This is a genomic window from Acinetobacter sp. C26M (assembly GCF_023702675.1).
In the GTDB taxonomy this organism is placed as follows: Bacteria; Pseudomonadota; Gammaproteobacteria; order Pseudomonadales; family Moraxellaceae; genus Acinetobacter.
The window spans coordinates 3,314,504-3,331,948 of sequence record NZ_CP098478.1 but is presented as its reverse complement, the minus strand read 5'-3'; the positions used below and the strand labels follow the sequence as shown (position 1 = coordinate 3,331,948).

Below are 17,445 nucleotides of genomic sequence, written 5' to 3'. Positions count from 1 at the left end.
TGATGAAAGTTGAAACTTATCTAATTAACCTTGATGGCAGTGATCAGCGTCTAGCCAGTGCAACGGCCCAATTGCAGCACGAAGGTTGGCCATTTACCCGCTTTGCTGCCTACGATGGTCGTGGTAAGCCTTTATCAGAGTTTACAAATTATGATGATGTAGAAGCACAGAAAATTTTAGGGCGTAGTCTGATTAATTCTGAATTAGGTTGTTATCTGAGCCACTATGGCTGTGCTGAAAAATTTCTTGAAACTGATGCTGATTATTTGGTGGTGTTAGAAGATGATATTCAGGTTCTACCCAACTTTAAGCAGAATCTTGATTCGCTTCTTAACTATTTAGATCAGCATAAAGAATTAGATTGGTACGTGGTAAATATGGCTGCTAAAAAGAAAAAATTAGCAAAAGACATTATCCAGATAGATCAATATCAATTATGGCATGCTTACTATTTTCCGATTCGTGGGGTCGGATTGCTTTGGTCTCGCAAAGGTGCAGAAGAGTTTGTAAAAGTTGGGAAACAAATTCATGTTCCTGTCGATATCTTCTTCCAAGGCTGGCTCAGTAAAAATGGTAAAGGTCTAGGCGTTTGGCAACCTTTTGTAAAACCAGCAGGTTTAGACAGTGATATTTTAGGTACTGTTGCAAGTCAGGGGATTCAGCGTAAGGATTTAGAAAATCGTGATTCGTCTCATGGTTTCAAGAAGCAGAAAAGAATGTGGCGTGACCGTTTTTATGCTTTTAAGCATCTCTTCCTTTAATGAAAGTGATATGTGTAAATCATTGGCATGACATGAAAAGCACAAGTGATTTGATTTTTGCTGAGTTCCCTCTATGAAAATATTTAAAAAAATATTCTATCTCTTAAAGTTTTATACGATGTATTCGAATAAAAAGAGAGGAGTGAATGAAGCAATAGATAATGAAGCCGATTTAATTGTTCTTAATCCGATTGTGCAAAATGCGGTGATTCCTAAAAAAATCTGGATGTATTGGGAAGGGAAACTTTCAAGCTTTGTTGAACAATGTGTTGAGCAAGTGAAAAAAACCAATCCGGACTATGAGGTTAATTTTTTAACCCCTGATACCGTTAAGGATTTTTGTGACATTGACTATGAGCGCTTTCAACATGCAACACCTCAGCAAAAAGCTGATCTCATCCGTTTTGAGCTGATTTATCAACATGGTGGCATTTGGCTAGATGCCAGTACGATTGTTTATGAGAGTTTGGACTGGATTCAAGCGTTAGTGTTGAAGAATCAAACCAATAGCTTTGCCTACTATCGTGCGAAGAACACCACCCTTAAAGAGTTTCCCGTATTAGAGAACTGGTTACTGGCCAGTACAGAGAAAAATATCTTCTTTAAAGCGTGGTTCAATGAGTTGGCAAAAGCCATTGAAATGAGCCCTAAAGCTTATCTACAGCAACTTAAGCAAACAGAGCCACAATATCAGGACTTATTTCAACAGATTGGTCGTTTAGAATATTTGGTTGCCTATGTGGCTTGTCAGAAGGTGATGCGTAGCCATTTACCAAGTATGAGTTTGATTAACTGTGATAAAAATGCCTTATTTTTCCAAGTGAAGCATCAATGGGTCAAAGAAAAAGTGCTGATTGATATGGCAATCAATTACCCGCCTCAGGAAATGCCAAGATTGATTAAGCTTGCCGGTAAGGAAAGAAAAACCCTGAGCCATTATTATGAAAAGGGAATGTATCTGGATGGTTCTCTGCTTGATCTTTCTTAACTTTTAGACAACTTCGCTGCCCATATGAATTGGTGGTGAAGCTTATTCAAAAAGGTAGTAAAATATGACTAATCTTCAGTTTTTTACTACTATGAAAAAATTTGTTATTAGTCTCTCGACGGCCAGTGAACGTAGAGAACATATTTGTAGTGAGTTTGGTAAAAAAAGTATAAGTTTTGACTTTTTTGATGCTTTGACTCCTGAGCCAGCAGCTCTTTTTGCGAAAGAACTTAACTTAAACGTTGATAGACAGTCTTTAACAAAAGGTGAAGTTGCATGCTTTATGAGCCATGTTTTCTTGTGGAATAAAATGATCAACGAGAATATTCCACATATGGCTATTTTCGAAGATGATATTTATTTAGGTGAAAATGTTAAAGTATTTCTTACGGATAACTCTTGGATTGACTCTAATTGGCATCTGATCAAGATTGAAGAATTTACCTCCAAAGTTGCATTAGGACAAAAGATTAAAACCTTTAATAGTGAGCCTGATAGAGCACTTTTTGAGCTTAAAAGTAAGAACCTTGGGACGGCTGGTTATATTCTTTCTTTACATGGGGCTAAGCAATTAATCAGCTACATTCAGTCATTGGATAAGTTGATTGCCTTGGATCACTTGATGTTTGAAAAGCTTATTCAAGATAAAATTTTATCTGTATCTCAGATGAAACCAGCCTTGTGTATCCAAGACGTAACACTCTTTTCTACAAAGGATAGTGTGCGTTTTGCAAGTCATTTGTATAAAGAACGCTTAACCAGAAGACATTATGATAAAAAAACAGGGCTGGATAAAATCTTTTTAGAATTAAGTCGAATTTTTCAACAAATCAGAAATCTTATTTTCTTTAAGACTGTTGGATTTAAGTAAGGGGTTTCCCAAGAATATATTGCTACTCTTGGGTATTTATTTTATAACTTTGCTTAGTTTTCTGGCTAAATAGTGGCCGAAAATGCCGAAGTCTAGAAATATAAATAAAAGTTTCTCTCTTTTTGTTTGTATAATACTGAGATTAACTTTTAAACCTTTCATTTCTTTTTTGATTTCTTTCCAGTTTTTATTCGTAATAAAATAACCTTTACTTTTTTTTGATTCATCTAGGTAGATGTAAGAAAAATGAAGTAGTGGTATTGCAAATACTTCATTTTTTTTAGTATTTTTAATTAGTTCTTTAATTAAAACAGAGCAACTATTTAATAGCTTATTTTTTGTTGCTAGATTATTCTCGCGCGTAGCACTACTTTCTAAAATTCTATAATTATAAATGCTATCTTTAATTATAAATACACTCTCAATTTCAGTAAGTATCTTCGATACAATAAATGCATCTTCAAAATGGGTCATATCTGTTGGGAATGGATTATTGAGAAGTAACTCTCGTTTAAATACTCTTAGCCAAGAGAACCAATTGTTTTGATTGAAAATATTGCGAAGTAATTCATCGTTGACCTTGTGTAGACCAGATAATGACGGTTGGGATAGATGATAGTTTTTTTCAGGCGCACCCTCGAAAAAACAATATGCATTAAACTGGATCAGATCAGGAAATTTCTGAATCGCAGACAATATCTTAGAAATATATTGGTCAGCAATGATGTCATCGGAGTCTATAAAGGTTATATAGCTACCATTAGCACTCTGTACGCCATTATTTCGCGCATGACTTACACCTAGGTTTTTTTGGTGAATGACTACAAAATTCTGTTTGAGCGAATTGGGTAGTTTGTCTATAAAATCATCAATAATTTGTGCGGATCGGTCAGTTGAACCATCGTTGATAATAATAACTTCGATATTATTTTCTATTTGATTGCATGCACTTAGCAGACATTCATGAATGTATTTTTCAACATTGTATACAGGAATAATAATACTTAAACAGATCATCGAAGGGATATAGCGAATTTGAGTCATATCCTATTTTATCCTATAATTACTCAAATAACAGTACGTTGTTAGCAAGATCCTGAGAAGAGAGCATTGAATGGATATTTCTGTCGTTAGCTTAAAAAATGCACTTGAAAGAAGGGTGCATATAAATAAGCAATTTATGACTCAACAAATTGAATTTCAATATTTTGATGCTATTGAACCTCATCAGATTGATGAGGCACTTAAAAATACAGGAATCGAACTTAAAAATTGTTCTTTAACAAAAGGTGAGATAGGTTGTCTTTTAAGCCATCTCTCTTTGTGGAAAAAAGTAATTGATAATAACTTACCCTATATGGCAATTTTTGAAGATGATATTTATTTAGGTTCAAAAGCAAAATCGTTTCTAAAAGATAGCTCCTGGATACCTGAAAGTGCAGAGGTTATTAAACTTGAAGCATTTTCAGATTCGGTTCAGGTTGAGCTTTTTTCTAAAAAAGATATTATTAATGATAGGTCCCTATTTATTTTAAAAGGGAGGCATTTGGGCACAGCTGGTTATATTATTTCCAATGCAGGAGCTAGAAATTTATTTGATTATATTAGTGGATTGGATGTTGTAAAACCAATTGATGATATTATGTTTGATAGCTATATTGCCAATAAAGTAATATATCAGATGCAGCCAGCACTATGTATTCAAGACTTTATTTATAATAAAGATATTAAATTTGTGAGTTGCCTTCAGAAAGATCGTTCAGAAAGACATAAAAATGAAATGATTTCTCCTGTAAAAATAAATAAAATAAGCTTAAAAATAAAAAGAGAGATCTATCGGTTTTTTGTTCAAATTTACAGTTTGCATTATAAAATTTTCAAAAAGAAAATAGAGTTCAAGTAGTCTAAGCTACTTGAACTTATATTTTAGATAATATCGAATCAAGTTAAATAGGCTTGTAATATTTATTTTTTTTGCCAAATTCTTTAAGAAAATTTTATCTGTTGCTACATTTTCGGTTAAAACTTTATTTGTATAATGTACGGTATGTACTTTTTCTTTGTAGCTTTCTTTTTTATCTTTATCTAACCATGAGCCAATAAAGTGATGAGTGGTATAATTTTGAGGAAGATCTAAACAGAAATAAGAAGAACAGAAAATATGAATTTTATTGGATCCATCATTGCCAATCTGATTCTCATCTTTATGCGGGTCAATTGCATAAAAGTTGGTTAGAAGATTGCTGATCGTAACTGTATTGGGTGGTTCATCGTGACTGTAAATCTTTGAGTCATAATAATCTAACATTCTTTTGGTGAGTGAGTGATGAGGAATACTTCCCCATACGGCAGAAGTGAAAGGAATCGCGTCAATTTCAAAACTGCTAAATGCTTCTAGTCCTAGAAATTCATCTATCGAGTGTTTAATTTCAACATCTGTATCTAAGTAAACCCCTCCAAACTCATTTAATGCAAATGCTCTAACGTAGTCTGAGACAAAGGCATACTTTCTTTCTTCATATGCTTTTTGAGCAAAAGGATGGCTGTTAATGTTGAAATTTTCTTCATTCCATAGCTTAATTTCCCAATCAGGACATTTCTCTTGCCAGCCGTTGATATAGTGTTGTAGTGGTTCGGGAATTTTTTTTCCTCCAAACCAACAGTAGTGAATAATCTTGGGGATCATGGAATAGAATTTAAGTCTAAGATATCTGGATAATATACCATTATTTTTATAATTATGATTGTCATAGCATTTTTAGTACATAATTTTATATTCAATTTATCTGTTTTTTATACATTAAAGTGATGTACTTTTAGATAAGTCTAAAAAGTTAGCTCAAGCACTTTATATTTTTGAGTGAGTGGCTATAGAAATTAAGAATGGTGTGGCTCTATCGCCTCCGAATCTTTATGAAATATCGTCTTTATAGCTTTAACTTTTATATCAAGAGGTTGCATATGCTTTAATATGCAACCTTTTTTGATTCTTATTTTATCTTTGCCCGGACGTAGTAACGTATAATTATTAATAGTTGGCTTAGGTTTATTTTTTTAGCTATTTTCTTTAGTTGATCTTTTTCACAAAAAAAATCATTTTCTAGCTTGTTTGAGTAGTATTTATTATGTAGTTGTTGCTTATATGGTTTTCTATTGTGGTGGTCTTCTATCCATGAGCCAACAAAATGGTGTGTCGTGTAGTTTATTGGGAGATCTAAACAGAAATAGTTCGATGGAAAAATATGAATAATATTTTTATTATCACTTCCAACTTGATAAGAATCTGTTTTTTTATCTATATGGAAATCAGTAGTGAGAATATCTGAAATAAATAGAGTATTAGGAGGAGATTGATTAGAGTAAGTTTTATTATGGTAGTAGTCTAAGATTTTTTTTGAAAAACTGTGCTTTGGTATTGACCCCCATACAGCAGTAAAAGGTAAGTCAACTCCTTCAAAGCCGCTAAATGCTTCATAACTTAAGAAATTATCGATTGGTAACTTGATTTCGACATCCGTATCTAAGTAAACACCTCCAAATTCATATAATGCCCATGCACGTACATAATCTGAAACAAAAGCATATTTTTCTTGTTGATATGCAGATCGGGTAAAAGGGTGGCTATTAATATCGAAATTTTCTTCATTCCATAGCTTAACTTCCCAATCGGGACATTTTTCTTTCCAACCATTGATATAGTGTTGTAATGGTTCTGGAATATTCTTTTTTCCAAACCAACAATAATGAATAATTTTAGGAATCATTTAGGTAAAGAGTAAGTCTAAACAGAATGATAATATATCATTGTTTTATTAAGTTTTTGTAGTTCTAGCGTTTTAATCTGAATTGATTTGAACTAAGTTGACGATGGAATTCATAAAAATAAGTTTTGATTATCTATAATGATCTTTATTAGTTGATTCACCTCTAAACCGTTTATAACCCCACATATATTCAGCAGGAAAGCGATTGATCATCTGTTCAACTGCTTGATTAAGTGCTGTTGTGGCAATTTCGATATCTCGATTATATAATTTTGGATCATTCAGATCATCACAATAGACATCAAAACCTTCGCCATCTTCACGACGGAAACAACTTAAGCCGACTAGGCGACATTGGGTTTTTTGTGCCATTTTACTGGCAAGCGTGCTGGTTAGGCATGGAATCCCAAAAAAAGGAACAATGACACCGCCAGACGGATCTGGGACATGATCGGGCAAGATGACACTGAAACCACCTTGCTTCAGATTTTTAAACAAGGCCTTTACACCAGATGCATCAGTTGGGACTAATGTGGCGTTAAGACGCTGACGCGCATGCAAGGCAAATGCATTAAAGCCAGAATCTTTCATTGGTTTGTACATAATGGTTGGAATGCCGTATTGATGCACCCAAGCATTCATCATTTCCCATGTACCCAAATGCGGAGTAATAATCAGTGCACCTCTTGGATCACTGAGCGCATCTGTTAATACTTCTAAATGATGTACCGTATGAATCTGCTGGATGCTCCATTCAGGTGGCATCGCCCAGCATTTTCCAGATTCAATATAACTGAGGCATTGTTTGGTGACGCTTTCTCTGGCGAGCTGTTCTTTTTGTTCTGGACTAAGTTGAGGATAAGCTAGTCCTAAATTGATTCTGGTTTTCCACAGCATACTTTTATTCGGATTTTGATTGATAAAGTAGGCCACCACTTTTGCGATACTACGCAAAAGTGTTAAAGGGAGAATACGAAGTAGGGTAGCGTAAAACGACATGATCTTAGTCTTGTTTGTCTACGTTGCCCTTAAGCACCATATAGATTAATGCGACAAAAATCAGCAGAGCACCCGCCAAGCTACTTACACAGAAGTATAAAATGCGTTGATTGGTATCCATATTGAAGAGTTCATTTGCCAAGATGTAACGCATGAAAAACCATTGAGCAAGTGAAAATACAATAATTACAATTGCATGTCGACGTACATCAGGACGCATTGCCATAAGACGGATCTCTCAATAAAAAAGCAGTCTATTATGCCACTAGCTGCCATGTTCGCAAAGCAAAACTCGAATATAAAAAACCCTGCATAGAGCAGGGTTCTATTTGAATCATAAACCTATGGTTTATTTTTCTTCAGCTTTTGCTTTTTCGCGTAAACGAATACCTAAGTCGCGCAATTGGTTTGCTTCAACTGGTGCAGGTGCTTGAGTCAATGGACATTCAGCTGTCTTGGTTTTCGGGAATGCAATCACATCACGAATCGAAGATGCGCCCGTCATTAACATGATTAAACGGTCAAGACCAAATGCCAAACCACCGTGTGGAGGCGCACCATAACGGAGTGCATTCAATAAGAAGCTGAATTTTTCTTCTGCTTCTTCTTCACCAATCCCTAAAGCTTCAAAAATTGCTTTCTGCATTTCTAAAGTATAGATACGAAGCGAACCACCACCGATTTCAGTACCGTTCAGGACCATATCGTATGCAACAGAAAGGGCTTCACCTGGATTGCTCTTCACTTCTTCAACACTTGATTTTGGTAGTGTGAATGGGTGGTGAACAGAAGTCCATTTACCATCATCAGTTTCTTCGAACATCGGGAAGTCAACAACCCAAAGTGGAGCCCACTCGCAAGTAGTCAGCTTCAAGTCATGACCGATTTTCACACGGAGTGCGCCCATCGCATCATTTACAACTTTAGCTTTATCCGCACCAAAGAACACGATGTCGCTATTTTCAGCGCCAACACGTTTTAATAGATCAAGCACGATTGGCTCGATGAATTTAACGATTGGAGATTGAAGACCTTCAATACCTTTTTCAAGTTCGTTGACTTTGATGTACGCCAAGCCTTTTGCACCGTAGATGCCAACAAATTTGGTGTATTCATCAATCGCACTACGTGGCAATGAACCAGCACCAGGAACACGTAAAGCAACGATACGGCCTTTAGGATCTTTTGCAGGACCAGCAAAGACTTTGAACTCTACGTCTTGCATCAAGTCTGCAACGTCAACCAGTTTCAATGGAATACGCATATCTGGTTTGTCAGATGCATAGTCACGCATTGCGTCGGCATAGGTCATACGTTCAAATTTATCGAATTTTACATTCAATAATTCATTGAACATTTTAACCGTTAAGCCTTCCATTAAATCCATGATGTCATCGTCACTCATGAACGATGTTTCAACGTCGATTTGGGTAAATTCAGGCTGACGATCCGCACGTAAATCTTCGTCACGGAAACATTTAGCAATCTGGTAATAACGGTCGATACCACCCACCATCAACAACTGTTTGAACAATTGTGGTGATTGTGGAAGTGCGTAGAAGCTACCATTTGAAACACGGCTTGGCACGAGATAGTCACGTGCACCTTCTGGGGTTGCGCGTGTCAAAATTGGTGTTTCAACGTCTAAGAAACCATGATCTTCAAAATAGTTACGGATCAAGTTAGTGACTTTAGAACGGAAACGTAAGCGCTCTAACATTTCTGGACGACGGATGTCCAAGAAACGATATTTCAAACGTATTTCTTCTGAAATATTGGTGTTTTCATCATTCAATGGGAATGGCGGCGTATCAGAAGCTGCTAGAACCTCGATATCTTTACCTAAAACTTCAATTTGACCACTCACCATGTTGGCATTTTCAGTACCTTCATAGCGACGACGTACACGACCTGTAATTTTTAATACAAATTCTGAACGTGCTTTATCTGCTGTTGCGAATGCTTCAGGCGTATCTGGATCGATAACGACCTGAACGAGACCATCACGGTCACGCATATCAAGGAAAATCACACCACCATGGTCACGGCGACGGTGAACCCATCCGCATAAAGTAACTGTTTGATCGATTTGGGCTTCTGTTAAAGAGCCACAGTAATGAGTGCGCATCATATTGAATTATTTATCCAAACTATATTGGCTGTAGAAGGTGAATGCGTAAACAGCGCAGCACCAATGAAGGGGAGATTATGCCTTGTTGGACGTATAGTCTCAAGTCTTAATGTTTTCAAGCGAATTTTAAACAGACGCTTTTTGTTAAAATGATTTTAGATGGTGTTTACGATCTAAAAATAAGAATAATAGACAAGCCACAGTAAAGACCGTTAAGCCAGCTTGTGTAAACTCATTGATCGATTTACCAATAAAAAAATAGCGTTCACTGTTCCAAAGATCAGTACTGATATGTTGGTTGTAGTCTAAAACTGAGAACAGCCCATATGAGATGGACAGGATGACACTGAGTAGTGCAAACCCTTTGAGTTTAGCTGGAACGGGATCTGGATGTTGATGGGTCTTATAATAATGCCAGCACATTTTAATTAGGAACGGCAAAGCAATAACGGAAGAGCCAATCTGCAAGACAAAATGTAATGGATAACTAAAACCCAACAATGAAATGTTCTGAGCCAGAATCTCTTTAAAAGCAAAAGTTCGAAAATCGAGATGGGTGAGTCCATCCCAGATCAAATGTGTGCTGATCCCCAGTATAAGTGCCAGACAACTCAGAAAGCTGAAAGAAATGAAATCATCCAGTGAGTGAATATTTAAAGGGTGTCTGATTTCAAGACAGCGATAGGTCACAGGACGATAGATTAAATACCATAAGAGGCAAAAGAATAATCCAATGGGTAGATTTGGAAATAAGATGCCTGACCACTGGTGGGTTAAAGCGATATTTTCTTGGGTAAATAATCGATAGAGATCGGGGGTCATACATCCAATTGCCAAGGCTGCGACAGGCAAATGCCCCTGACTTAATTTGGATAAAGGTGGAGCGAGGACGGCATGGGAAAGTGTAAAAGGCATATCGTTGAAAAACGACCATTCATTGAATCATGAAGAAGTAGTGTAGCAAATGTTCGTTGTTGCACTGTTTTTTATTGCAAAATAAATGAAATGTTATAATATAACAAAAATAACGATCGACTGATTCGAGACACGATATGTCATTTCCACAGAATATTTTGACCTTATCTATTTTAGCTGTTGTATCTGTATCTACGTTTGCAGCAGAAAATGAGCAAGTGACAAGTTTAGAGACAATACGAATTAAAGCACATCCATTAGAGCAAACATCGAAAGATTTTGCGGTTGCCGATACCGTAGTGGATCAAAAACGCTTACAACAGGGAGCTGTCACCATTGGTGAGGCATTGAGTAGTGAACCTGGGATCTATTCCAATCAATTTGGTGCAGGTTCAAGCCGCCCTGTGATTCGTGGTCAAGATGGTCCACGTGTAAAAGTTTTGCAAAACTCCTCTGAAAATATTGATGTATCAACTTTATCTCCTGACCATGCAGTGACTGTAGATCCTGCTTTAGCACAACAGGTTGAAGTAATTCGTGGACCATCGACTTTATTGTTTGGTGCAGGAACGGTCGGTGGTTTGGTGAATGTAACGGATAGTAAGATTCCAACCAAAATGCCTGAAAATGGCTATGAAGGTAATGTGGGTTTACGTTACAACACGGGCAGTGATGAAAAGCTGGCAACGGCTGGGGTAACGGTCGCTCTTGGTGATCAAGTGGCCTTGCGTGTTGAAGGCTTAAATCGTGAAGCCAATGACTATATCGCGCCGAACTATGTGCACGAAGGTGAGAAAGAGCGTCGTGTCGGTAATACCTTTGCCAAAGGTGAAACGGTAAATGTCGGTTTGTCTTGGATTTATGATCGCGGTTTTACAGGAATTTCATATAGCAATCGCCAAGATAAATATGGTCTGCCGGGACATAGCCATGAATATGAGAGCTGCCATTTACATGGTCTAAGTTTGCATTGTGGTGAGCATGATCATGGAGATGGAGATGGAGATGATCATGGGCATGACGATCACGACCACGATCATGCACATGAGGCAGGTCCTTGGATTGATCTGAAATCTGAGCGTTATGATGTGCGTACAGAATTGAATGATCCCTTTGCAGGATTTAAAAAGTTACGTGCTCAAGCCAGTTATACCGATTATAAACATGATGAAATTGAAGAAGATACCATCGCCACTCGCTTTAAAAACAAAGGTTATGATGGGCGTCTAGAGTTGGTACATAATCCATTGGGTCCTTTGGAAGGGGTGATTGGAACCCAATATGGTCAACAAAAATTAGAACTCACGGGTGAGGAAGCTTTCTTAGCACCAAATACTACGAAGAAGTGGAGTATTTTTGCCTTAGAACATGCACAGTTTAATGATGTGCATGTCGAGCTGGCAGCACGTGCAGACCAACAAAAAATTGATATTGAAGATTCAACTAAAAAAGATTTCGACGGTTCAGCCTTTTCTGTTTCTGGTGCGGCCAATTGGGAGTTTGCACCGAACTATAAACTTTCTTTCGTAACCTCTCATCAGGAACGTTTACCATTAGCACAAGAACTATATGCAAATGGTGGACATTTCGCGACCAACACTTATGAGTTAGGTGATGATCAGTTGAAGAAAGAGAAATCCAATAATGTGGAACTTGGTTTCCATTATGACAATAACAAGTTTGACTACCATGTGCATGTCTATCACAACTGGTTTGACGACTATATCTATGCTCAAACTTTAGATCGTTATAAAGATTTCCGTTTGGTGAAATATACCCAAGATCAAGCACGCTTCTACGGTGCTGAAGCAGAGGCGGGTTATCAGATCTCGGACATGTACAAAGTCGGTGTATTTGGTGACTATGTGCGTGGCAAAATCGACAATGAAAATGCGCCACGTGTACCTGCTGGACGCTTAGGAACAAAAGTAAATGCTGATTTTGGTGATGGCTTTAGCGGTTCAGCTGAATACTATCACGTGTTCCAGCAAGACAAGATCGCTGCTTATGAGACTAATACCCAAAGCTATAACATGCTGAATTTAGGTGTGGCATACACAGGTAAATATAGTAAGGCTACTGATTACCGTGTTTATCTAAATGCCAATAACTTGCTCGATGATCAGGTGTACCAACATGCATCGTTCTTATCAACGATTCCACAAGTGGGACGTAATTTCACGGTTGGGGTGAATTTTAACTTCTAAGTGAAAATTTAATTTTTGATTTTTTAAATGATCACTAAATTAGCATTGAAAAATCAAAGTATAAGCTCTAGCCTACATAAAGTTCCCCCTCTTTGATAAAGAGGGCTGGGGTGATTTTTATTCGGCTAGGGCTTTTTTTGTTTATATGCGTATCTTCCAACGAATCCATCGAAAATTAAACTGGTCAGGTCGACGTTACATGGCAGTTATATTGTGTATTTTTGCGATTGGATACATTGCTTCGGCAATCTATCACACAGTAAAACCACTTCCGAAAGGTCTGGATTTTACTGGGCAACTACGTCATGCCAATGTGAAATTTTTAGCCGATCAGACCTATATCGATGCGCAAGGTCAACAACAAGTTGATCAGCATATTTTCAAAGAAGTCTTCCAGTTGATTGATCAGGCACAGAGTACCATTGTGCTGGATATGTTCCTATTTAATCAGGAAGTGGGTAAGTCGACAGTCAAACAGTTTCCTTTAATGCAAGAACTGACCGATGCCTTAATTGTGAAGCGCCGTTTGCATCCAAATGTCGAAGTTGTGGTGATTACTGATCCGATTAATTCGGTTTATGGTGGGTTGACTCCAAAGCATTATCTACAACTACGCCAAGCGGGTGTGGATGTCATCGAAACTGATTTAAAACCATTGCGTGCCTCGAATCCACTGTGGTCAGGTTTTTGGTATATCTGCTGTCAAAACTTGGGCAATAATCCTGAAGGTGGTTGGTTAAGTAGCCCATTTGGCAATGATAAAATTACCTTGCGCAGTTATCTAGAATTATTCAATTTCAAAGCCAATCACCGTAAAACCTTGGTAGTTGATACGGTTGACGGCTGGAAAAGTCTGGTGACTTCGGCAAATCCACACGATGGTAGTTCGCATCATAGCAATGTGGCTTTGGTGGTAGATGGGCCAACAGCGATTGATGTGTTGCAAACTGAACAAGCCGTTGCCAATATGTCAAAAGGTTCGAGCCCATTTGTGATTATGGGCGGGCTAGCTGAAGATAAAACATTGCCACAAGTACAAGTGCTGACTGAAAAAGCCATTTACGATGCTGTGCTGAAAATGATTCAGACTGCGAAGAGCAAAGAGCATTTAGATATGGCGATGTTCTATTTATCGGAGCGTAATATCATTGAAGCCTTGAAACAAGCCAAGCAACGTGGTGTCAATATTCGTATTATGCTTGACCCGAATAAAGATGCTTTCGGTCGCCAAAAGAATGGTATTCCCAATCGCCAAGTGGCTTCGGAACTGAATGCGGTAGGCATTCCAATCCGTTGGTGTGATACCCGTGGAGAGCAATGCCATAGCAAAATATTGCTTAAATCTAATGCCCAGCAAGCGGAGATCGTTCTTGGTTCTGCCAACTTAACTGCGCGTAATCTAAAAAATTATAATCTTGAAACCGACATGCGCGTGATTGGTGCAGCACAAGCACCCGTGTTTAAAGATGCAGGACAGTACTTTGATGCAGCATGGACAAACGCAAATGGCCGTCAAATCACGGTGGATTATGCAAAATATGCTGATGAATCAAAAGTAAAATACTGGATCTATCGTTTTATGGAATGGTCGGGATTATCCACCTTTTAATGCAGCATAAATAGAGTTCTACACAATGGCGAAAATTAAACTGAATATCAGACAGGATGAGCAGATTGATTTAGATGTACATCAATTTAATCATTATGCAGATATTGTTGAAATCCAAAGTTGGGCAGAACTCTTAGAGAGTTATTTAGCTCTAAAACAAGATGTTAAACCAAAGAAAGTGTTTCTAGTTCTAGATGATAGGTCACAAGCAGAATACACCTCTATGCATGCTCAATTGGGGGATCAGCTTTATTTTGACGACAGCCAATATTTTGCAGGAATCGAAGATATTGGCAGCCGAGAAAGCCAACTGATTGAAAGTAATATTGTCACACCTTTAAGGCTGCAGCATTATGTTCAACAGCTGAGTCATCTAGATTATCAGAGAAGCTTTGCAAGCCTGGCTGAAAAAATGCAGCACTATGATCAGAGTGATCTAGAGGCACTAATTTATTTCAATCAACAGCTATTGATCTCTCGTAATACTGAAATAATGGTTAAAGTGGCTGCTGTGGAAACAGAAGCATTGAAACTGGCGATGATGCCGAATGGTTATTTTTCCTGTGATTTTGATCCCTTCGAAAACTTCGCCATTATTCAGCAGATACAGCACTATGGCTTTGAATTTATCGGACTTGGAGCTGCGTTATTAGGATGGGTTAAAACCCAAGAGTTTAAAGCAGAAAAAATTGAAGATTTAATTCAGGATTTGGCTTTGATTTATCCTTTAGACTCCGCTCATCAAAAGGCAATCAAAGATCTGATTTTAAAAAATGATTATCTGATTTTACCTTATTCAGAATCCCCGCAAGAATATTTGGGTTATGACTTATCGTGATTTAGATCGTGAGTTCAACAAACTGAATGTGGGTGTTTATTTGCGATTCAGCTTGTTGAAAGACCTACATCATCAATAAAAAAACTAAGGGCTTGGCGGGATTAATTGATCTAAATCCTTATCAGCCATTTGCTCGAGTTCGCTTAAATCTGTTTTGATTTTCCACTGACTCTCATCATCCACAGGATTTGGTAAGCGGGCTTCTAACCAGTCACAGACCACATCTGGAGTGAATTCTGGATGATTACACTGAATTACCCAAGCCAAGAAATCTTTAGCCTCACCATTCATATAGGGTGGTGGAGACACTGGGAAGAACTGGGTCGGTAAACGTTCATTGGTGGATAAATAATTAAGAACATGTCCAAGCTCTTGAACTGTTTGCCATGCTAAAGGATGTTCAACATCAATATTGAATTTAAACCACCATGCATGTTGACCATCTGCACCATGCGCAACGATACGCGCTTCTTGCACACTTGGAACTTTGCAAAAGAATTGATAGAGACGATCAAAATTCATTTCAGCCACAGATGTTGCCTTAAAACCAAAAAAATGATTTTAGCATATCTCGGTCGAGCTGTAGGTCGTTGCTATTTATCTCTGTAAAGCAGCAGTTGATCTGAAAAAATATTATTACAACAGTTGTGCTTATTTTTTGTTCTAAAATAGACAGATACTCTGCTTTTAGGGAGATCACGATGAAGCAATTTCAACCTTATATTTATGGCTTGGCGGCTGTATTGAGCTATCTCCCAGTAATGAGCTATGCGGACAATGCTTGGAGTGGTTATAGTGGGGTAGAGCGTCGTTCCTATCATCAGACTACTCCTGGCTATCAGCCACCTGCGCAAGACCCATTTGCGTTCTCAAATCAGCGCGCGACACCGACAGCGCCACCGAAAGGATACTACTATCAACCCAATCAAAATAATTACTATCCTCATCCGAATCATCGACCGGGTGTTCGTGTCGAATATTATCCAGACACACAATATGACCGCAGCTATCGTCGTGAGTCTTTTGTGGTTGGCAATGAATTACCAGGTGAGTTCCGAAGCGAGCGCTATGTGATTCGAGACTGGGACTATTATTCCTTACGTGAACCACCACGTGGCAGACATTGGGTTGTTGTTGATGGACGTTATCTTTTGGTGACTGATGATAACTTTACCATTGAGATTATTCGCTGATTTTTTGATGGTTTTTAAAATGAAGTCTCTAGAGGACTCTTCATAATTTCTCGCTATTCATTACAAAGCTTTGCAATGTTGCGAGTTTTATTCATGCTTTCTCCTTGAGTTTTTCTTAATCTGATTTCAGATCGAAAAACAGAGGATCAAAGAATGAAGAAGACCGCAGTATTACTTGTATCAACGCTTATGTTGGGTGTTTCTGCCTCAGCTATGGCAGATTCAAATCGTTGGAATCATGATCATAGAGATCGCTACGATAACCGCTATGATCGTTATGACCACCGTTACGATCATCGTGAACAGCCACGCTGGTCAAATGGCGACCGCGGTAATCATTATGGTCAACGTATTAACTTCAAGCGTGGCGAACGGTTACCCTCAGAATTCCGCAGTAACCGCTATGTCGTTTCGAACTATCGTAGCCATCGTTTATATGAACCACCTCGTGGCTATAACTGGATGCAGGTACAAGGCAAATATGTGTTGGTGGACTCGAAATATCGTGTTTTCCGAGTTGCATAGCAAACGTAATAAAAAAGCAGGCCATGTGCCTGCTTTTTTATTTATGCCAGTTCGTCATCTTGTGGTCGAGGTGTTTTGTTGGAAGGCAATTGTTGTTCTTGATCCTTGCCCCGAATTACAGAAGGGTAGTTCCATGACGCAAATCGTACTACCAAAATCGCCACAGCTAAAATCAAGATCGAACCTGTGGTAATGACCAAATCCATAGAGGCTTTATGATTGTGCTGAATATCGGCAATCAATAGACGGGTGAGTGCAGTAATCGCGACATAAATCAAAAAGCGCACCGGCATGTGATTGGTCTTGAAGTAAATTCCCACCATGGCACCTAATTCTAAATAGATAAACAGCAGCAAGATGTCATCAATAGTGGCGTACTGTTTTACCGTTAGAATTTCAATCACGGTATGTACGGCTGACCATGCAATCATACAGCCGATAATAAATAAGGCTAAATAATGAAAAGCTTCAACTGCGTAATGACCGAAGCGATCAAGTAGACGAGGTAAGCCTTCAAGTTTCTCTCTTGAATTAGACATAGCTAGGACAATGTTGCAGAGTAATAGATAGAATATACAGCAAATTTCATGCACAATAAGCATCAAAATAATGCTTCTATCTTTTAGCTAGATAAGCTTTTTATT

At 38.0% G+C, this 17,445-nt stretch carries 18 protein-coding genes; 9 read left to right on the top strand and 9 right to left on the bottom strand.

Annotation, left to right across the window (positions count from 1 at the left end):
* Window positions 1-2 precede the first annotated feature (2 nt).
* From NDN11_RS15245 to NDN11_RS15235, 3 genes are all read left to right on the top strand, one after another.
* Window positions 3-761, top strand: coding sequence for a glycosyltransferase family 25 protein (locus NDN11_RS15245; protein WP_251110119.1), 759 nt, complete (start codon window positions 3-5; stop codon window positions 759-761).
* A 73-nt stretch (window positions 762-834) separates the two neighbouring features.
* The gene (locus tag NDN11_RS15240) at window positions 835-1,749 is read left to right on the top strand and encodes a glycosyltransferase family 32 protein (protein ID WP_251110118.1); all 915 of its coding nucleotides are present in this window, start codon (window positions 835-837) and stop codon (window positions 1,747-1,749) included.
* 91 nt (window positions 1,750-1,840) lie between these two features.
* A complete protein-coding gene (locus tag NDN11_RS15235; RefSeq protein ID WP_251111557.1) occupies window positions 1,841-2,620 on the top strand; it encodes a glycosyltransferase family 25 protein in 780 nt (259 codons plus the stop codon).
* Window positions 2,621-2,656: 36 nt separating this feature from the next.
* Here the strand turns inward: NDN11_RS15235 and NDN11_RS15230 are convergent, their stop codons facing one another.
* Window positions 2,657-3,664, bottom strand: coding sequence for a glycosyltransferase family 2 protein (locus NDN11_RS15230; RefSeq protein WP_251110117.1), 1,008 nt, complete (start codon window positions 3,662-3,664; stop codon window positions 2,657-2,659).
* A 70-nt stretch (window positions 3,665-3,734) separates the two neighbouring features.
* On the opposite strand from NDN11_RS15230, the gene NDN11_RS15225 reads away from it, so the two are divergent.
* A complete protein-coding gene (locus NDN11_RS15225; RefSeq protein ID WP_251110116.1) occupies window positions 3,735-4,523 on the top strand; it encodes a glycosyltransferase family 25 protein in 789 nt (262 codons plus the stop codon).
* Between the two features lie 6 nt (window positions 4,524-4,529).
* Here NDN11_RS15225 and NDN11_RS15220 read toward each other — a convergent pair whose 3' ends face one another.
* The 6 genes from NDN11_RS15220 to NDN11_RS15195 all read right to left on the bottom strand — a co-directional run bounded on the left by NDN11_RS15220 (window position 4,530) and on the right by NDN11_RS15195 (window position 10,429).
* The gene (locus NDN11_RS15220; protein ID WP_251110115.1) at window positions 4,530-5,306 is read right to left on the bottom strand and encodes a glycosyltransferase family 32 protein; all 777 of its coding nucleotides are present in this window, start codon (window positions 5,304-5,306) and stop codon (window positions 4,530-4,532) included.
* 304 nt (window positions 5,307-5,610) lie between these two features.
* On the bottom strand, window positions 5,611-6,384 hold the full coding sequence (locus NDN11_RS15215; protein ID WP_167249912.1) for a glycosyltransferase family 32 protein: 774 nt from the start codon (window positions 6,382-6,384) through the stop codon (window positions 5,611-5,613).
* A gap of 129 nt (window positions 6,385-6,513) precedes the next feature.
* A complete protein-coding gene (locus NDN11_RS15210; protein WP_251110114.1) occupies window positions 6,514-7,383 on the bottom strand; it encodes a lysophospholipid acyltransferase family protein in 870 nt (289 codons plus the stop codon).
* Between the two features lie 4 nt (window positions 7,384-7,387).
* The gene (locus tag NDN11_RS15205; protein WP_005269244.1) at window positions 7,388-7,609 is read right to left on the bottom strand and encodes a hypothetical protein; all 222 of its coding nucleotides are present in this window, start codon (window positions 7,607-7,609) and stop codon (window positions 7,388-7,390) included.
* A gap of 123 nt (window positions 7,610-7,732) precedes the next feature.
* Window positions 7,733-9,514: an aspartate--tRNA ligase gene (gene aspS, locus NDN11_RS15200; RefSeq protein ID WP_251110113.1), complete on the bottom strand. Its 1,782-nt coding sequence runs from the start codon at window positions 9,512-9,514 to the stop codon at window positions 7,733-7,735.
* A gap of 144 nt (window positions 9,515-9,658) precedes the next feature.
* Entirely contained in the window at window positions 9,659-10,429 is a 771-nt protein-coding gene (locus tag NDN11_RS15195) for a DUF4184 family protein (protein WP_251110112.1), read from the bottom strand.
* Between the two features lie 137 nt (window positions 10,430-10,566).
* Here NDN11_RS15195 and znuD point away from each other — a divergent pair, with 137 nt between their 5' ends.
* From znuD to NDN11_RS15180, 3 genes are all read left to right on the top strand, one after another.
* The gene (znuD, locus tag NDN11_RS15190) at window positions 10,567-12,636 is read left to right on the top strand and encodes a zinc piracy TonB-dependent receptor ZnuD (RefSeq protein WP_251110111.1); all 2,070 of its coding nucleotides are present in this window, start codon (window positions 10,567-10,569) and stop codon (window positions 12,634-12,636) included.
* A 145-nt stretch (window positions 12,637-12,781) separates the two neighbouring features.
* Complete coding sequence (locus NDN11_RS15185) at window positions 12,782-14,245, top strand: phospholipase D family protein (RefSeq protein ID WP_251110110.1); 1,464 nt, start codon at window positions 12,782-12,784, stop codon at window positions 14,243-14,245.
* Between the two features lie 25 nt (window positions 14,246-14,270).
* Window positions 14,271-15,083 carry a hypothetical protein gene (locus NDN11_RS15180; protein WP_251110109.1) on the top strand — a complete coding sequence of 271 codons (813 nt, stop codon included), beginning with the start codon at window positions 14,271-14,273 and terminating at the stop codon, window positions 15,081-15,083.
* A gap of 84 nt (window positions 15,084-15,167) precedes the next feature.
* Here the strand turns inward: NDN11_RS15180 and NDN11_RS15175 are convergent, their stop codons facing one another.
* On the bottom strand, window positions 15,168-15,605 hold the full coding sequence (locus NDN11_RS15175; RefSeq protein ID WP_004802764.1) for a hypothetical protein: 438 nt from the start codon (window positions 15,603-15,605) through the stop codon (window positions 15,168-15,170).
* Window positions 15,606-15,784: 179 nt separating this feature from the next.
* On the opposite strand from NDN11_RS15175, the gene NDN11_RS15170 reads away from it, so the two are divergent.
* On the top strand, window positions 15,785-16,276 hold the full coding sequence (locus NDN11_RS15170) for an RcnB family protein (RefSeq protein ID WP_251110108.1): 492 nt from the start codon (window positions 15,785-15,787) through the stop codon (window positions 16,274-16,276).
* 153 nt (window positions 16,277-16,429) lie between these two features.
* Entirely contained in the window at window positions 16,430-16,801 is a 372-nt protein-coding gene (locus tag NDN11_RS15165; RefSeq protein ID WP_167249895.1) for an RcnB family protein, read from the top strand.
* Between the two features lie 41 nt (window positions 16,802-16,842).
* On the opposite strand, the gene NDN11_RS15160 is transcribed toward NDN11_RS15165, so the two are convergent.
* Window positions 16,843-17,340: a phosphate-starvation-inducible protein PsiE gene (locus NDN11_RS15160; protein WP_004652444.1), complete on the bottom strand. Its 498-nt coding sequence runs from the start codon at window positions 17,338-17,340 to the stop codon at window positions 16,843-16,845.
* Window positions 17,341-17,445: the final 105 nt, after the last annotated feature.